Consider the following 16403-nt stretch of genomic DNA (forward strand, 5'->3'; position numbering starts at 1 on the left):
GCCGCTCATATGGGGGCATGATGCGTTTCAGTTCAAGACTGAACCTAGCCGGCGCGGCCGAAACTGGGTTGCGGCGCCGTCACGCGGCGACCAAAGCCTGTCGGACGGCGCGCCGCCAGCGGATTGGCGTCCCGGTCGAGCAACGCCACGGTTTCGCTGAAACAGGGACGCAGCGCGACCACCGTTTCGATCAATTCGTCGGGCGTCTCATGCATTTCGACACAGCGCCGCGCGGTCATCTCGATCGTTTCGGCGAGCGCTGACAGGCGATGCGCGCAGAACTGCGCCGACTCGCCCTTCAGCGTGTGGGCCGGGCGCACCAGCGCGGTGGCATTGCGGGTCCGCATGGCTTCCTCAATTTCATGGATCGACTTGATGCCGTCTTCCTTGAAATAGCTCAGGATGCGCAAATAGGCCGCGCCCAGCTCCGCGCGCGCACGCGCCAGCTCGGTGAAGTCCACCAGATCGGATTGTTGATGCAGCACCCGCCACTCCCTCACATGCCCCATGCATGCCGTGTCGAACATAAGGGGAGCGCGTAAACAGGCGGTTAAATTTTGCGGTATTCCTGCGCGCTGTCGGGATGGCTCAGCCGATAGCGGTCCAGCCCCATTGCACTGAAATCCCAGCCATTTTGCGCGGCGAGCGCCGCCAGCTCGGCGCCCGCGATCGGATCATCCGCCTCGATCACAATTTCGCGCGCGTCCCGCATCGCGCGCGCGGCGCGCAATGCGGGCCAGGGGCATTTCATCCCCCGCGCATTGATCGCGACGGGCGCATCCTCATTTGCCAAAGGGGTTCTTCGCGCTGCGCAGCGTCAACCGCACTGGCACCGCGCCAAAGCCCAGCTCTTTGCGGATGCCGTTCACCAGATAGCGGCGATAGCTTTCGGGCAGTTCGTCAAGCCGGGTGCCGAACAGTACGAAGGTCGGCGGCCGCGTCTTGTTCTGCGTGATGTAGCGCAGCTTGATGCGCTTGCCGCCGGGCGCGGGCGGGGGATTGGCCTCCAGCGCGCGTTCGAACCAGCGGTTCAAAATGCCGGTGGAAATGCGCTGCGACCAGGCGGTGCGGGTTTCGAAGGCGACATGGATCAGGTCGTCCAGGCCCTTTCCGGTCGCGGCCGACACCGTCATGATCGGCACGCCGCGCACCTGCGCCAGGCCGTCGGACAGCGCCTGCTTGATGCCCTGATAGAGGGCGGAGCCATTATCGACCGTATCCCATTTGTTGAGCGCGATGACGAGCGCGCGCCCTTCCTCCAGCACCTTGTCGGCGATGCGCAGATCCTGCGCCTCCAGCCCGCGCGTGGAATCGAGCAACAGCACGACCACTTCGGCGAAGTTCACAGCGTTCAGGCCATCGGATACCGCCAGCTTTTCGAGCTTGTCCTGAACCTTGGCGCGCTTGCGCATGCCCGCTGTGTCGATGAGGCGCACGGGCCGCTCCAGCCCATCCCGGCTGGTCCAGCTCCAGTCCACGGCGATGCTGTCACGGGTGATGCCGGCCTCCGGCCCCGTCAGCAGCCGGTTTTCACCCAACAACCTGTTGATAAGAGTGGACTTTCCCGCGTTCGGGCGGCCCACGATCGCCAGTTTGAGGGGCGCGTTCTCCATGTCGGCTTCGCTGTCGCCGGCGGCTTCCGGCTCATCCTCCTCCTCGCGGTCGAGATGGGGCAGCAGGGCCTGGAACAGGTCGGCCATGCCCTGGCCATGTTCGGCGGAAAAGGGGATGGGTTCGCCAAGGCCCAGGCCGAAGGCTTCCATGACGCCGCCTTCCGACGATTTCCCCTCCGCCTTGTTGGCGACCAGCACGACCGGCGCATCGCCTTCGCGCAGCCAGCGGGCGATTTCCTCGTCCAGCGGTGTGATGCCCGCGCGCGCGTCGACCAGGAACAAGGCGACATCGCAATTTTCGACCGCCGCCTGCGTCTGGAGACGCATCCGGCCGGGCAGCGATTGCGGGTCCTCGTCCTCATAACCGGCGGTGTCGATGATGGTGAAGTCCAGCCCCAGAAGATGCGCTTCACCTTCCCGCCGGTCGCGCGTCACGCCCGGCTGGTCATCCACCAGCGCCAGCTTCTTGCCGACCAGGCGGTTGAACAGGGTGGACTTGCCCACATTGGGCCGTCCCACGATCGCTACGGTGGGCAGCATGGCCCTTTTCCTTCCAGTCAAAAAACAGATGCTCCCGCGCGGGCAGGGGGCTGGCCCATCGGCTGGACCCCGCCCCCTGCCTGCGCAGGAGCACGCTTAGCATGAGTGTGCGGCTTAACGGAACGCCGTCAGTTTTCCGTCATCGGCCAATATGTAGAGCATATTGTTGGCGACGACCGGGGACAGCGACATGGACCGGTCCATGTCGACCGTCGACTGCACATTACCCGACGCGGGATCGACATAGACCAGTTCGCCCCGCGTGGACACGACGATCAGGCGGCCGCCGGCCAACACCGGGCCGGTCCAGCGGATCGCCTTGTCCTTCTTCTTTTCCTTCACCCAACGGCGCAACTGGCTGATCCAGCGAATCTTGCCGGTGGCGCGCGATACGCACAGCAGCTTGGCATCGCTGGTGACGGCGAAGACCCATTCGCCCACCACCGCCGGCGTCGAGATGCCCGCGATATTGATTTCCCAGATACGCTGGCCGCTGGTCAGTTCGTAGCTTGCCATGCGGCCGCCCTGGCCGATGGCGAAGACGCGGCCGCGGTCGATCACCGGATCGGCGTCGATGTCGGTCAGCGTGGCGACGGCGGTTGAAATGCTGGTGCGCGACAGTGCGTCACCCCAGAGCGATCGACCATTTTCGTAGCGATAGGCGGAAATTTCGCCAGAGCTGTAGCCGGCGATCACCGTGCCCTGCGCGGCGGCGGGCGCTGCCACGCCGAAAATGCCCGTCACCTGCAACGTGCCGCTGTCGGTCCATTGGGTGACGCCATCGCTCTGGTTCAGCGCGAAAATCTGGTTGTCCTGGCCCATCACATAGACATGGCCATTTTCCAGCGTCGGCGCGCCGCGCAGCGGGCCACCCAAATGCTTTTGCCACAGGATCTTGCCGGTCGCCGCTTCCATCGCGACCACATCACCAACGCCCGTGCTGGCGAACAGCCGGTCGCCCAGCACGCTGACGCCGCCGCCGAACAACGCGCGGCCATTGCCCTCGGCCGGCAACGATGTCTGCCACAGTTTCGATCCGCTTGCGGCGTCGAAGGCGATGACATGCGCGCCCGCGTCGATGACATAGAGCTTGCCGTCCGCAACCACCGGCGACGCGGCGAGGCGCGCCTGGGGCTTGCTGCCCTGGATGGAGACGGTCCACGCCTGGCTAGGCGATCCGGCCAGCGAGACATGGCCCATCGCCTTGGCCGAATTGCCGCCCGGCTGGCTCCAGCTGTCGTTGACATAAGGGGCGGGCAGGGTGACGGGCACGTCCGCCAGCGCCGGGTCCACTTCCACGCCCTGTTCGTTGGACAGGATCGACACGCGGTTGCCGACCACCGGCGTCTTGGGGCCGCCCTTCTTGCCGCCGACGATGCCGCAACCGGCCAGCAAGGCGATCATCGCCGCCACGGTCATGGCGCGGCCCACAGGCGCCAGGCTTTTCATGCTCACCATCGCCATCTTGTCGCTCATCCCTCGCTCGGCTCCGCCGGAATCTCCACTGCGTCGATACCCATGACGCCCGCCATCTGACGCGCGCGTGAACGGATCGACTGCGGCACCTTGTCATCCTTGGCCATGGCCGCGAACATCGGGCCGGCCAGGTCATTCTTGCCCATCTTCATATAGGCGATCGCGACCAGTTCACCGGCGCTGCCGAACCATGGCGCCCCTTCCACCGCCAGCGGCTTCAACCGGTCGACCACCTGCTGTGGTTTCAGGCTGTCAAATTCCAGCGATGTCTGGCGGATCAGCGCCAGGTCACGATAGGGCTGGTCCAGGCTGTCGTCCGCCGCGATGGCGCGATAGGCGGCGATCGCGGCTTTCGCGTCGCCCTTGCGCGCCGCGACGCCCGCCTGCACCAGCAGCGCCGACGCGCGATAGCCCGGCTGGCTGGCCTTGGTCAGCGCGTCCAGCTGCTTCGCGTCGGGCGTGCCGCCGCCCACCGCCGTGTCGAGCAGCGTATCCATCTGTTCCGACACCGCTTCCGACTGCGTTTTTTGATGATGCTGCCAGTAAAGCCAGCCGCCAAAGGCCGCCAGGCCCGCGACCAGCAGGACGATGAGGATGCGGCCATAGCGTTGCCAGAAGGTCGTCAGCTGGTCCTGACGGACGGCGTCATCGACCTCGCGCATGAAGGCTTCGCTATTTTGCGGCGTCAGGGCCACGATATTCTCCGAGAAATGGATCAGAAACGTCTGGCGGAAGGCGCGATCAATAGCGGCGCTTATGCCACAGGCAAATCACTTTTTGGGGCGATAGACCTGATCGGCGGTGGGGAAGGCGCGGCTGCGCACGTCGGCGGCATAGCGGGCGGCGGCGTCGCTGATGGTTTCTGCCATGGCGCCATAGCGTTTGACGAAGCGGGGCGTGCGCTCGAACATGCCCAGCATGTCTTCGGCAACCAGCACCTGCCCGTCGCATCGGGCCGATGCGCCGATGCCGATGACCGGCACCGCCACCGCGTCGGTGATGATGTCGGCCAGTTCCTCCATCACGCCTTCGACCACCATGGCGAAGGCGCCGGCGGATGCGACAGCGCGGGCGTCGCCCACGATCTTGGCATGTTCCGCCTCGCTCTTGCCGCGCGCGCCATAGCCGCCCAGCGCGTTCACCGCCTGGGGGGTCAGGCCGATATGCGCCATCACCGGGATGCCGCGCTGGCTCAGGAAGGTGATGGTGTCGGCCATGGCCTCCCCGCCCTCCAGCTTGACCCCCGCCGCGCCGGTTTCGGCAAGAATGCGGCTGGCGCTGGCAAACGCCTGCTGCGGCGATGCTTCATAGCTGCCGAAGGGCATGTCGACGATGACGACGCTGTGATAGCTGCCGCGCACCACCGCCGCGCCATGGGCGATCATCATGTCCAGCGTCACCGGCAGGGTGGAGGGCAGGCCGTAAATCACCTGCCCCAGCGAATCGCCGACCAGCAGCATGTCGCAATGGGGATCGAGCAGTTGCGCCTGCCGCGCGGTATAGGCGGTCAGCATCACCAGCGGTTCGGCGGTCCGCCCGTCCACCTTGCGCCGCTGGATGGCGGGCACGGTCAGCCGCTTCATCGGCGCGGGCGTCGGCGTGGCGCGGCTGGTCGCTGTGTCGATCGTGAAGGTCGTGGACATGAGCGCGCTCTACCCCAGCGGCGGGCGTCGCGCAAATGATGGAAAGGGAAGAGGAGCGGCACTGCCATGTCGCTCCTCCCCAGGGGGGCGTTGCTAGAAGTCCGCCTTGATGGTGAGGCCATAGGTGCGCGGGTCGCCTGGCTGGCCGGCGATGAGGCCCGTATTGCCGGGCGTGGTCGCCAGCACCTCCATATAATTTTGATCGAAGATGTTGCGCACCCAGCCATAGACATTGATTCCGTCGCTGTTGCGGAAGCCCAGGCGCAGATTGTTGAGGCTGTATCCCTTGATATCCATGGTGATGGAGCGCGACGCGTTGGACGAGAAGGTCGAGCGATAGCTGCCGTCCCAGCCGAGATAAAATTGCCCGTCCCCGCCCAGCACCGCGGTCGGGACGTTGAATTCCACGCCATAGGACAGCGAATATTTGGAAATGCCGGGCAGCAACTGGCCGGATATGTCGCAGGTCGCGGGGCTGGAGGATCCGCCCGAGAGTTCGGGCGGGCAGGGGGCGTTGGTGAAGCGCAGATATTTAGGATCGGTATAGGCGCCGCTCGCATAGGCGTTGACGCGATCGGACGGGCGGACCGAAAAATCCGCCTCCACGCCGCGCACCCGCACCTTGTCCGCATTGGCGAGATAGCCCCGCAGAACGCTGTTCTGGCCATTGTTGACGATCGCCTGATAATCGCGGATTTCGGTCCAGAAGCCGCTCAGGTTGAGCGTTGCGCGCCTGTCCCAGAATTGCGTTTTCAGGCCGACTTCATAATGATTGACCTTCTCCAGCTTGACGGTCGCCACGTTAAGCTGTGGGTTGCCGTTCGCGTCCAGCGGCACGCCGTTCAAATTGATGCCGCCAGATTTGAAGGCCCGCGACCAGGTGGCATAGGCCATCACATCGTCGCTGACTTCATAGGATGCCGTCAGGTCCCAGGACAGGTTCCAGTCACTGAACTTCGCGTCGAAAGACTGCGGCGCCAGCACGCCACGCTGCGCGACGATCCAGGGATCGGTGCTGGCGAAGGTGACGGTCTGACGCGTGCCGTCCGACGCGGTGCCGGTGACGACCGAATCATAGCTGCCGGTCTTGCGGTCATAGTTGAGCCGCAGCCCCGGCTGAAGGCTGAGCCGATCGGTCACATGCCAGGTCAGTTGCCCGAACAGCGCGGCGCTGCTGTTCTTGAGGCGAATGTCATTGTCGGCGGTCAGCCCTTCCAGCACGGCCGGGATCTGCGACAGCGGGCTGGATGGGTTGAGCAGCCATGCGCTGGCGTCTGCGCCCTGCACCTGGCTGCCGGTGGTGTGGATCGTCTGGTGAAAGGCGAACGCGCCGACGACAAAGTCGATCGTCTGCCCTTCCTGCGCATAGCGCAGTTCCTGCGTCCATTGTTTCTGCTGGGTCGGGTTCTGCGATTTGGCGGTGATGTCGAGGCCGGTGAAATCGCGGTCGTTGGACGGCTGCCAATCCCAGTAGCGATAGGCCGAAACCGACGTCAGCGTGCCGGGGCCAAGGTCCCATTCGGCGCGCAGCGACGCGCCGCCCATTTCATTGCGGGCGCGCAGCGCAGCGTCGAGGTCGGTCAGGCGATCATAGGGATTGGTGCTCGGCACCTGATAGCCCAGCGCCGCCGTCAGCGCAGGATATTGGCGGTTGGCCGCGCGCTGGGTCGGGCCGTAGCCGGCATAGATTTGCGCGCAGCAGACCGGGTTCTGGAGGTTATAGTCGCCTGACAGGGTGAAGCTCAGCGTATCGGTGGCCTTCCACAGCAGGGAACCTTTGAGGCCCAGGAAATCCTGGCTGTTGACGCGCTGATTGGTGGCGACATTGTAGATCGTGCCGTTTCGGTCGGTCACGGACGCGCCGATGCGCACCGCCAGCCGATCGGTAATCGGTCCCGACACCGTCGCCTTGGCCTGTTTGAAACCCAGATTGCCGACCGAGATTTCCGCCTTGCCTTCATAGCTGAAGCTGGGCGCGCGGGTGGTGATGTTGATCGCGCCGGCGGTCGTGTTCTTGCCATAGAGCGTGCCCTGCGGCCCGCGCAGCACCTCCACCTGTTCGATATCGACGAAATCCAGCGTCGCGGCGGCGACCCGGTTATAATAGACCTGGTCGATATAGATGCCCACGCCCTGTTCGATGCCGTCATTGGTGAGGCCAAGCGGCGCGCCGATGCCGCGAATGTTGATGGAGCTGTTGCGCGGGTTGGTGGAATAAAATTGCAGCGTCGGCTGCAACTGCGTCAGCCGCTGGATATTATAGCTGCCGGTCTGCTCGATCGCGTCAGCATTCAGGACAGAGACGGAGAGCGGCACATCCTGCAATTCTTCGGCGCGGCGGCGCGCGGTGACGACGATGGCGCCGCCGACGATGGCCGCGTCCGCCTGGTCCGGTGCGCTGTCCTGCGCATGCGCCGCAGGCAGGATGAAAGATGCGCTCGCGACGCTCGCGAGCAACAGGAAACGCGCAATCATGACAAATCCCTTTCCGGCTGTCCGGTGGTTGTTGATCGCGGCATTTCCGGCTGTCCGGTCAAAGCCACAGGTCTGGGCGGGAATGACAGAAGGTCACATCATGCGGCTCACCCCCAAACCGCATGGGGCCGATCGGGCGCGAGCCCGCAGCGGCTATGGTCGTTGCTTCAGGCGGTCAGTCGCGTCTTTTCGGTGACGTCGATCTGGACCACACGGCCGTCATGAACCGTCAGCGTGATCGACCCGAAGCGAAGCTGGTCCAGCACGTCGCGCACCTTGTCGATGCTGGCGACGATATCGCCGCGCATGCCGTCGGCGCGCGCATGGCGGTAATCAATCGGTCGTTGGTCGGTCATGAGCACCTCTTGTCGCTGCTTTTATCTCAATCGCAAAGGTAGACAAAGAAGGAAAAATGAAGGGCGGTCAAGTTTGTCTTGTCCCACCCGGATAATGGACGTTTCAGGTTTATCGCGGCGCAGCCGGCCAAGTGTCGCGGGGCGGCGCCGACCTCCGGCGCGGCGGGACTGGTGCAGCCTCAGCGCCCAGCGTCAGGCCGTGCGCGTCGTCGATCAGTTCATCGAGCAGATTTTGACCGAAAGCCCAGTCCCCAAGCCCCGATTGCGCATTGATATGCCCGCAATGACCCGCATCGATAAAGCGGCTGCCCCAAAATTTGCCCATGCTGTGGGCGCGTTCGAAGAAAATATAGGGGTCGTCCCGGCTGGCGACCAGGATCGATGGGAAGGGCAGCGGCGATCGCGGCACGGGGCCGAAATTGCCGATCATGTCGGGCGTTTCGGCCCGGTCGCAATCGGGTGGCGCGACCAGCAACGCCCCGGTCACTGGCCAGCCATAGGCCTGATTTTGCAACGCGCCCCACCAGGCCACGGTGATGCAGCCCAGGCTGTGTGCCGCCAGGATCACCGGCCCGTCGATCTGGCGGATCGCCGCATCGAGGCGCGTGACCCAGGCGTTGCGATTGGGGCTGGCCCAACGGCCCAGGTCCACGCGCTGGCAATCGCCGCGCTCCTCTTCCCACAGCGTCTGCCAATGATCCGGCCCGCTATTATTGAGGCCTGGCACGGTCAGCACCACGGGCGAGCGGCGGCTGCCGGCAAATCCGAATCGGTTCATGGTCCTTCTCCTCATCGTGATGGGAGCAAAAGATATAGTCTATACAAATGGTAGACAATAGATGGGCGTCCAGATGTGCCTGAATGTCGCCATGCGGAAACAAGAAGGGGGCGGCAACGCCGTGCTGCCGCCCCCTCTTCAGATGGTTGGTTCCGCGCTTACCAGGGATAGACCACGCCATAATATTGATAGACGTTGCGGCCAAAGGCCTCGTCATAATCGGGGCGGGCGTCGGCGGCGTAGCGCGGCGCATTGTCCAGCACCTGCTTGTCCAGGTCGATGACATAGCCGCCCTTGTCGGTGTCATAGGTCAGGATCGACCAGGGCAGCGGATAATGGTCATTGCCAATGCCCAGGAACCCGCCAAAGGACAGCGTTGCATAGCGCACTTGGCCGCTGCGTTTTTCGACCATGAAATTGTCGATCTTGCCCAGATGCTCGCCCTGGCGATTATAGACGGCCGTGCCTTCCACCCGGTCGGACGCGATCAGGTCATGCCGGCTGTCGGTCATGAAATCGGTCATTGTCACTCTCCTGCATGAAATTACCTATCTAAAGGCAACAAGGCGGGGCCGCAGGGGTTCCCCCTTTCTTTGGCATGGAGACGCATATGAAGATCAATCGCAGCGGATCGGCGGCCTGGAGCGGCGGCCTGAAAGACGGGAAGGGCACGATCTCGACCCAGAGCGGCGCGCTCGACGCCTATCCCTATGGTTTCGCCACCCGGTTCGAGGGCGTGCCGGGCAGCAATCCCGAAGAACTGATCGCCGCCGCCCATGCGTCCTGCTTCACCATGGCGCTGTCGATGATCCTGGGCGAAGCCGGGCTGACCGCGGAAAAGATGGAAACCAGCGCGGTCGTGACGCTGGAACAGCAGGATGGCGGCTTTGCCGTCACCGCCAGCCGCCTGTCGCTCAAGGCGACCATTCCGGGCGCCGATGATGAAACATTCCAGGAGCTTGCGGCCAAGGCAAAGGCCAATTGCCCCATTTCCAAGCTGCTGAAAGCGGATATCAGCCTCGAGGCGGAACTGCTGAGCTGACGACCGGTCGCCTGGCGCGGAGATGTTCGCGCCAGGCGATATAGAGGCCGCTGGCGACGATCAGCGCCGCGCCGATCCAGGTGGTCGCGAGCGGCCAATTCTCGCCGATCGCCACGCCCAGCAACGTGGTCCAGATGATCGCGCTATAATCCATCGGCAGAACGACGGACACCGGCCCCCAGCGCAGCGCGGCGGTCAGACATAGCTGCGCGATGCCGCCGAACAGGCCGATCATCAGCAACAGCCCCCATGTCATCAGATCGTGATTTTTCGCGACGAACGGCATGGCCAGCCCCAGCGGGATCATCGACAGGGTCGTGAACCAGAAGACGACGACACCCGCCGGCTCCGTGCGACCAAGCTCGCGCAGGACCAGGCTGACGCTTGCCGTCACCAACGCTCCGGCGATGGCGACAGCAACCCCGTGGATCGGGAAATGGCCCGCATCCGGCCGGATCATCACCAGCACGCCGACGAAGCCCAGAGCCACCGCGCCCCAGCGATGCCATCCGGTCGCTTCGCGCAGAATGACTGCCGATAAAATGGTGCCGAATATCGGCATGGTGAAGCCGATGGTCGCGGCCTCGGCGGGCGGCAACAGGATGTAGGACAGGAAATTGAGGCACATGCCGGTGAGGCCTATGGCCATGCGGCTGGCATGCACGCCGATCCTTTTGGTGTGAACGGTCGCCAGCCCGCCTGCCGACATCAGCCAGAGCGCGACCACCGGCAGGGCCAGCGCCTGGCGATAGAAAAGGGATTCGACGACATGCACGCCGCGCTCGCTCGCCAGCCGGACGGTAATGAACATCACCGACAGGCAGATGACGGCGGTCAGGCGCAGCGCAATGGCGAATAGCGGGCGATGGGGGCGGGCGAGGGCAGTCACGCCCCCGCCTTAGCCTGCCAGCGCCAGGGCGCAAGCGGCTTGCCGGACGGTCCGGTCAGGCCGCCGGCTTGCGGAATTTCAGGGTCATGCGATCGCTTTCGCCGATGCCCAGATATTTGTCCTTGTCGACGTCCTTGTTGCGCAGCACCGGCGGCAGGGTCCAAACGCCCTTGTCCCAATCGGCCGTATCCTTGGGGTTGGCATTCACTTCGGATGCGCCGACATATTCAAATCCGGCATCCTCGGCCAATTTGCGAACGGTCGATACCTTGAGATAGCCGCTCTTCATTTCCGCCGCGCCGTCGCGAGCCTCAGGCAGGCGGTGATCGACCACGCCCAGCGTGCCGCCGGGCTTCAGCATCGTGTAGAAGGCCTTGAACGTGTCGGCCGCCTTGCCGCCCATGACCATATTGTGGACATTGCGGAAGGTCAGCACCGTGTCGACGCTGCCTGCCGGAATGCTGGTGACTTCCTCCGGATAGGCGACCAGCTTCACTTGGTCATAGACCGGGTTGGACGCCAGGAAGCTCTTATACCCGTCCAGATAGCTGCCGCTCGGTTGCAAGGCGTAGAATGTGCCATGATCGCGGATCAGCGGGGCCAGGATCTCGGTATACCAGCCGCCGCTGGGGGAATATTCGACCACGGTCTGCATCGGCGTCACGCCGAAAAAGGCCAGCGTTTCGGCCGGATGGCGATATTGGTCGCGCGCGACATTGGCGGGCTTGCGTGTGGGGGCAGCGACAGCGGCGGCGATGGGATCGGCGGCCATCTGGTGGCCGGCATGGGCATCATGCTGCGCCAGCAGCGGCATGGCGGGCAGGGCAAGGCCGGCAATCGCCAGGGCAATCGGAACGAGACGGTTCATGGCAGCAATCCTCTCTTCATCGCGGATGAAGGCAGATGTGCCGTTGTGAACAGAGGCGCGCAAGGGGGCGGCGGGGAATATTCCCCGCCCGCCACGCAATGTTACAGGCAGGCTTCCAGGAACGGCTGGTCGAAACCGAACATCCGCGCCTTGTCCAGCGTGTAGGGGCGAAGGCCCATGGAGCGATATTCGCCCACGATCTTACCGCTGTCATCCTCGTCATGATATTCGAACTTGAACAGTTCCTGCGTGACGATGACGTCGCCTTCCATGCCGATCACTTCGGTGACGTTGGTGACGCGGCGCGACCCGTCGCGCAGGCGCTTCACCTGCACGATGAGGTCGACCGAATCGGCGATCTGCTTGGAAATCGCTTCCTTGGGGATCTTGATGTCGCCCATCAGGATCATGTTTTCCATACGGCCCAGGCACTCGCGCGGGGAGTTGGCGTGCAGCGTGCACATGGAGCCGTCATGGCCGGTGTTCATCGCAGCGAGCAGATCGAAACATTCCGCGCCACGAATTTCGCCCAGGATGATGCGATCCGGCCGCATACGCAGCGCGTTCTTGACGAGATCGCCGATGGTGATCGCGCCTTGCCCCTCCAGATTGGGTGGGCGGGTTTCGAGCGGCAGCCAGTGCGGCTGTTGCAAGCGCAGTTCGGCCGCGTCCTCGATCGTCAGCACGCGCTCGCCCGGGTCGATCATCTTCGACAGGGCGTTGAGCATCGTCGTCTTGCCCGAGCCGGTGCCGCCCGAAATGACGATGTTGAACCGGCAGGCGCCCGCGATCTTGAGCGCGGTCGCCATCTTTGGAGACATCGCGCCCCATTGGGCGAGCATGTCGATGGTGATCGGCTTGGCCGAGAATTTACGGATGGAGATGGCCGTGCCGCGCAGGCTGAGCGGCGGCACGATGACGTTGACGCGGGACCCGTCGGGCAGGCGGGCGTCGGCCAGCGGCGTGGTCTGGTCGACGCGGCGGCCGACCTTGTTCACGATGCGCTGCGCGATCTGGAACAGATGCTCCTCGTCGCGGAACTTGATCGGCGCGATCTGGAGCTTGCCCTTCTTTTCGATATAGGTCTGTTCCGGGCCGTTCACCATGATGTCGCTGACGTCCGGGTCGGACAGCAATTCTTCCAGCGGCCCCAGGCCCAGCAGCTCGTCGACCAGCACCTTTTCCAGCGCGAACTGTTCGCGCCGGTTGAGCGTCAGTTTCAGCTCCGCCAGCACTTCCATGATGATTGGACGGAATTCCTCCGCCAGCTCATCCTTGGTCAGCGTCGCCGCCGCTTCGGGGTCGACCCGTTCCAGCAGGCGGGGGAGCACCTGTTCCTTGATCTTGTGAACGCTGGCTTCGAAACCCTGCGGCCCGGCGTCGGGCACATGCTCGGCATTGGCGCGTTCGGACAGGCGCGACATGGCGTCGGCGTTGCGCTGCATCTGGCTGGTCGGCGCGGCAAGCGGATCGAAGGGCGCTTCGCCGGGCAGGGACGCGATATCCAGCGGCGGAAACTGATCGCCGCCGACCGGCAACTCCTCCTTGGTCGCGGTTCCGCCGCCCTGCATCGGCCGTGCAACGCCAAAGCCGGGCTTGGCGCCGGCAGGTCCATTCTTCCGTCCAAAGGCGCTCATATTTCTCCGCCATCATTGCATGATCGGCCCGGCGAACCCGTTTGGACCGATGTAAGACTGAAAAAGGTGAATAGGCTGGAAACTTTGATAAATGCCTAATGGCCGTGGGCGGCGGGTGCGGGCGCGGTGACGAAGCGCGGGTCGGCGCCGAACCATCCGCCCACCAGCCGCGCGCCCTCCAGCAGCCTGCGGCCCTGCGGCGTGATGTGGATGCGGCCGCGCTCTACCCGGATCGTGCCCGACAGGCTCTGTTCGGCGATCCGCCGGTCAATCTGGCGCAGGTCGCCCAGATATTGGCGGACAAAGACCTGTTCCAGGCCGTGGGCGTCCAACTGGCCGTCCTGCCGCTCGATCCGCGCCAGCAGAAACATGGTGATCGACCGGTCGAAGGTGACGGGAAAGACGATCAGGAAGCTGATGTTGAAGGCGAGCGAAAGCGCGACCGCGCCGACGAGCGTTTCCGGCGCCAGACGCAGCCGGCGCCGCGCCGCGATTCCCGCGACCAGCAGCAGGAATGCGACCACGCCCGCAATGGCCACGCCCCTGTAAAAGAGGATGGCGACGCCGCCCAGCAGCGGGCTGCGGATCAACGCAACATACAGCAGAAAGCCCAGCGCGATGGTGGCGCAATAGGCCAGCGCCAGCAGCAGCAAGCTGCGGATCAGGGTCATGGCAGGGTCTTTCCAGGCAGAGTCTTTCCGGTCGGGGATGCGATGCAGATATCGGACGTGCGGTAGAGGCAGGGGAGGGCGAGGGGTGGGCCGCCCAGCTTCTTCCAGACCGGATCGCGCCGGGTGAAGAGCAGAGTGTCGCTACGCCCGCGCGCGGCGCGATCCCGATATTGGGCGGGCGTGAGCGGCCGGATAAAGATCGGGGCGAGCAGCGCCACGCGGGCAGCGACCGCGTGCCGGTCCGCCCCGAACAGGAAGGCATCCCTGTCCGCGACCGCCGGCCAGTGCCGGGTATAGAGGCCAAAGTCGAGCGCGCGGTGCTTGAGCACCGGATTATGCTGGAGCGTCGCGCCTTCGGGCAGATGCCTGTCGGCCCAGCGATAGGCGTCCCGCAGGGCATAGGCCATGGCGGGGTCGTCATTTACTTCGATCGCGCGGACCGGGAAGGCGGGGGCACGAATGACGCGCAGGCCAACGATGTCCCAGGCCGTGCCGGCAAGGCCCAGCGCCAGAAGCAAGGCGCCCGGAACGCCAAAGCGTCGCAAGGCGTCGTCTTCCTGCGCCACTCGCATCGTCCAGATCATCAGCGGCACCAGAATGAACAGGGCCGCGCGCCAGCCCAGATCATTGTTGATGATGACCGATCGCAGGAAACTGGCGACCAGCAGCCCCGCGACCAGGGTGGCAACCAACAACCGACGCACCGGACGCCCGGCTTCATCGGTCGGCCGGACGCTGCGGGCATAGAGGCCTGCGCCGAGCATCACGAAGCCGAACTCCAGCGCATAGTTGAGCGGCAGGAGGATGAGGCTCCAAAGCTGCGCAGCCATGTCATGGCTGGCGAAGAGCAGGGTGAAGGGCCGGACATGCAGCGCGACCGGGAAAATATCGGGCGCCCGGCCATGGAGAAGGTCGATGGATTGCGGCACCGATAACAGCAGGGCGACGACACCCGACAGCAGCAGCGTGCCATCCCGTCGCCATAGCATCATCACGCCCCAGACGATGAGGACGGGCGCGATGGTCAGGCTGATCCACACCGACGCGCCGAACATGCTGGCATAGGCCGCCCCAGCCGCGCCGGCGAGCCACAGGCGCTGCGGCGATTCGACCCTGCGCGCCCGCGCGTTCAGCAGCAGCCCGGTCCACCCCGCGACCAGCGCCATGATGTGGTGCGGCACCCAGATGGTCGAGGTGGCGAGCATGCGGATCTCACTGTTCCAATTCTCGATCTCCGGTTCGATCCGCCCCACCATCAGATAGCGCAGCGCCATGAAAAGGAGGTCCGCGCCCGCGACGAAGCAAAGCAGGATGGCGAGCATCAGCGCGCGCCGGCCGCATCCCTTGCGGATCAGGCTGGCGTCGGCGGCAATGCGCCACAGCAGGGCGACGACCGCGATGCCCGTCCAATAGGCGCAGGCGGCAAAGGCCATGACCGGCGAGATGTGAAAGCCGCTGACCCAGCGGATGGCGGCGGGCCAGACGTAGAAATAATGATAATAGCCCGCGATCCCGTCGCGCGCGAAAAAGGGGTCGGTGAAGGGAATGCCCTGCCGCGCAATCTGTTCGACGACGGCGGCGTGCTTCACCATGTCGAACACGACCAGGCTTTGGTAGAGCCGCCCGTCGTGATCGAAATCCACAAGGGTCCAGGCGCAGATCAGCCACCAGCCCAGTGCGATCAGCAGAAAGACGCCCGCGCCGCGACAGGCGGACGCGATGCCTCTCAACTGCCGGATGCCGAACAAAGCGAGGGCGCCATTGAGGAGCAGCATGCCCGGCATGCCGATGGCCCGAATGGCCAGGGCGTCCATCACCGGCAGGATGGCAAGCGACAGAATCATGGCCCAGCCGGCGCGCGGCCAGACGCCTTCCGTAGCCGCCAATCCCCGGCGCTCCAGCAGGCGCAGCAGCCCGAAGCCGGCGCAGCACAGCAGCACCGGCGCGAGCAGCGTCGCGCCGACCAGACCGCCAAGATCCTCAAGCAGATAGGACATGCGCACTCCCCGACCGGTCGCGGGTCTAAGCGCGCAAGGTTAAGGAGCCGCTAACCAGAAAAGGGCCGCGCCTCCGTGGTGGAGGGCGGCCCTTGTCGCATTTGTCGTCAAATTGGCGTTAGCCCGCCTTTTCAGCCAGGACCGTTAGGCCCTTTTCATTCACTTCGGCAAAGCCGCCCTCGACCGGAATGACTTCGGGTGCGGCGCCAGCGCTGGCGAAAATCTGGATCGCCCCGTCGCGCACGGTCGACATGAAGGGCGCATGGCCCTCCAGCACGCCAAAATCGCCATCGGTGCCGGGCACGACGACCTGATAGACTTCGGCCGAGCGGACCAGCTTTTCCGGGGTCACGAGTTCGAAATGCAGTGCCATATTTATTTCCTTCTCCCTCTCCCCTGTGGGGGAGAGGGTCGGGGA

17 protein-coding genes are annotated in these 16403 nt (G+C 64.5%); 1 reads left to right on the plus strand and 16 read right to left on the minus strand.

What is annotated here, in order from left to right; genetic code table 11:
• Positions 1–44 precede the first annotated feature (44 nt).
• From RLDS_RS36210 to RLDS_RS36255, 10 genes are all read right to left on the minus strand, one after another.
• The gene (locus RLDS_RS36210; RefSeq protein ID WP_021225352.1) at positions 45–485 is read right to left on the minus strand and encodes an Hpt domain-containing protein; all 441 of its coding nucleotides are present in this window, start codon (positions 483–485) and stop codon (positions 45–47) included.
• 65 nt (positions 486–550) lie between these two features.
• Complete coding sequence (locus RLDS_RS36215; protein WP_021225353.1) at positions 551–793, minus strand: sulfurtransferase TusA family protein; 243 nt, start codon at positions 791–793, stop codon at positions 551–553.
• Complete coding sequence (gene der, locus RLDS_RS36220) at positions 783–2153, minus strand: ribosome biogenesis GTPase Der (RefSeq protein ID WP_021225354.1); 1371 nt, start codon at positions 2151–2153, stop codon at positions 783–785. The genes RLDS_RS36215 and der overlap by 11 nt, the downstream gene beginning before the upstream one ends.
• A 114-nt stretch (positions 2154–2267) precedes the next feature.
• On the minus strand, positions 2268–3611 hold the full coding sequence (locus tag RLDS_RS36225) for an outer membrane protein assembly factor BamB family protein (protein WP_408021106.1): 1344 nt from the start codon (positions 3609–3611) through the stop codon (positions 2268–2270).
• 14 nt (positions 3612–3625) lie between these two features.
• Entirely contained in the window at positions 3626–4324 is a 699-nt protein-coding gene (locus RLDS_RS36230; protein WP_021225356.1) for a tetratricopeptide repeat protein, read from the minus strand.
• Between the two features lie 75 nt (positions 4325–4399).
• A complete protein-coding gene (gene panB, locus RLDS_RS36235; protein WP_021225357.1) occupies positions 4400–5272 on the minus strand; it encodes a 3-methyl-2-oxobutanoate hydroxymethyltransferase in 873 nt (290 codons plus the stop codon).
• A gap of 93 nt (positions 5273–5365) precedes the next feature.
• Entirely contained in the window at positions 5366–7747 is a 2382-nt protein-coding gene (locus tag RLDS_RS36240; RefSeq protein WP_021225358.1) for a TonB-dependent receptor, read from the minus strand.
• Positions 7748–7914: 167 nt separating this feature from the next.
• Positions 7915–8103 carry a YezD family protein gene (locus RLDS_RS36245; protein WP_021225359.1) on the minus strand — a complete coding sequence of 63 codons (189 nt, stop codon included), beginning with the start codon at positions 8101–8103 and terminating at the stop codon, positions 7915–7917.
• Positions 8104–8212: 109 nt separating this feature from the next.
• Positions 8213–8881, minus strand: a complete 669-nt coding sequence (locus tag RLDS_RS36250) for an RBBP9/YdeN family alpha/beta hydrolase (protein WP_021225360.1) — start codon at positions 8879–8881, stop codon at positions 8213–8215.
• Between the two features lie 158 nt (positions 8882–9039).
• Positions 9040–9405, minus strand: a complete 366-nt coding sequence (locus RLDS_RS36255) for a PRC-barrel domain-containing protein (RefSeq protein WP_021225361.1) — start codon at positions 9403–9405, stop codon at positions 9040–9042.
• 86 nt (positions 9406–9491) lie between these two features.
• On the opposite strand from RLDS_RS36255, the gene RLDS_RS36260 reads away from it, so the two are divergent.
• Complete coding sequence (locus RLDS_RS36260; protein WP_021225362.1) at positions 9492–9923, plus strand: OsmC family protein; 432 nt, start codon at positions 9492–9494, stop codon at positions 9921–9923.
• Here the strand turns inward: RLDS_RS36260 and RLDS_RS36265 are convergent.
• The 6 genes from RLDS_RS36265 to RLDS_RS36290 all read right to left on the minus strand — a co-directional run bounded on the left by RLDS_RS36265 (position 9895) and on the right by RLDS_RS36290 (position 16358).
• Complete coding sequence (locus tag RLDS_RS36265; RefSeq protein ID WP_269078212.1) at positions 9895–10773, minus strand: DMT family transporter; 879 nt, start codon at positions 10771–10773, stop codon at positions 9895–9897. The genes RLDS_RS36260 and RLDS_RS36265 overlap by 29 nt on opposite strands.
• 94 nt (positions 10774–10867) lie before the next feature.
• Positions 10868–11680 (minus strand): class I SAM-dependent methyltransferase, encoded by an 813-nt coding sequence (locus RLDS_RS36270; protein WP_021225364.1) that lies wholly within the window; start codon positions 11678–11680, stop codon positions 10868–10870.
• 101 nt (positions 11681–11781) lie between these two features.
• Positions 11782–13317, minus strand: a complete 1536-nt coding sequence (locus tag RLDS_RS36275; RefSeq protein ID WP_021225365.1) for a CpaF family protein — start codon at positions 13315–13317, stop codon at positions 11782–11784.
• 95 nt (positions 13318–13412) lie between these two features.
• Positions 13413–13988: a hypothetical protein gene (locus tag RLDS_RS36280; protein ID WP_021225366.1), complete on the minus strand. Its 576-nt coding sequence runs from the start codon at positions 13986–13988 to the stop codon at positions 13413–13415.
• Positions 13985–15985, minus strand: a complete 2001-nt coding sequence (locus RLDS_RS36285; RefSeq protein WP_021225367.1) for a hypothetical protein — start codon at positions 15983–15985, stop codon at positions 13985–13987. The genes RLDS_RS36280 and RLDS_RS36285 overlap by 4 nt, the downstream gene beginning before the upstream one ends.
• Positions 15986–16103: 118 nt before the next feature.
• Positions 16104–16358 (minus strand): ATP synthase F1 subunit epsilon, encoded by a 255-nt coding sequence (locus RLDS_RS36290; RefSeq protein ID WP_021225368.1) that lies wholly within the window; start codon positions 16356–16358, stop codon positions 16104–16106.
• Positions 16359–16403: the final 45 nt, after the last annotated feature.

It is taken from the genome of Sphingobium lactosutens DS20 (genome assembly GCF_000445105.1).
Classification (GTDB): Bacteria; Pseudomonadota; Alphaproteobacteria; order Sphingomonadales; family Sphingomonadaceae; genus Sphingobium; species Sphingobium lactosutens.

Bases quoted from the DNA above. Each gene is read 5' to 3' on its own strand.
- RLDS_RS36240 (WP_021225358.1), bottom strand. From the start codon at position 7,747: ATGATTGCGCGTTTCCTGTTGCTCGCGAGCGTCGCGAGCGCATCTTTC.
- panB (WP_021225357.1), bottom strand. From the start codon at position 5,272: ATGTCCACGACCTTCACGATCGACACAGCGACCAGCCGCGCCACGCCG.
- RLDS_RS36260 (WP_021225362.1), top strand. From the start codon at position 9,492: ATGAAGATCAATCGCAGCGGATCGGCGGCCTGGAGCGGCGGCCTGAAA.
- RLDS_RS36225 (WP_408021106.1), bottom strand. From the start codon at position 3,611: ATGGTGAGCATGAAAAGCCTGGCGCCTGTGGGCCGCGCCATGACCGTG.
- der (WP_021225354.1), bottom strand. From the start codon at position 2,153: ATGCTGCCCACCGTAGCGATCGTGGGACGGCCCAATGTGGGCAAGTCC.
- RLDS_RS36285 (WP_021225367.1), bottom strand. From the start codon at position 15,985: ATGTCCTATCTGCTTGAGGATCTTGGCGGTCTGGTCGGCGCGACGCTG.
- RLDS_RS36255 (WP_021225361.1), bottom strand. From the start codon at position 9,405: ATGACCGATTTCATGACCGACAGCCGGCATGACCTGATCGCGTCCGAC.
- RLDS_RS36280 (WP_021225366.1), bottom strand. From the start codon at position 13,988: ATGACCCTGATCCGCAGCTTGCTGCTGCTGGCGCTGGCCTATTGCGCC.
- RLDS_RS36275 (WP_021225365.1), bottom strand. From the start codon at position 13,317: ATGAGCGCCTTTGGACGGAAGAATGGACCTGCCGGCGCCAAGCCCGGC.
- RLDS_RS36250 (WP_021225360.1), bottom strand. From the start codon at position 8,881: ATGAACCGATTCGGATTTGCCGGCAGCCGCCGCTCGCCCGTGGTGCTG.
- RLDS_RS36270 (WP_021225364.1), bottom strand. From the start codon at position 11,680: ATGAACCGTCTCGTTCCGATTGCCCTGGCGATTGCCGGCCTTGCCCTG.
- RLDS_RS36290 (WP_021225368.1), bottom strand. From the start codon at position 16,358: ATGGCACTGCATTTCGAACTCGTGACCCCGGAAAAGCTGGTCCGCTCG.
- RLDS_RS36245 (WP_021225359.1), bottom strand. From the start codon at position 8,103: ATGACCGACCAACGACCGATTGATTACCGCCATGCGCGCGCCGACGGC.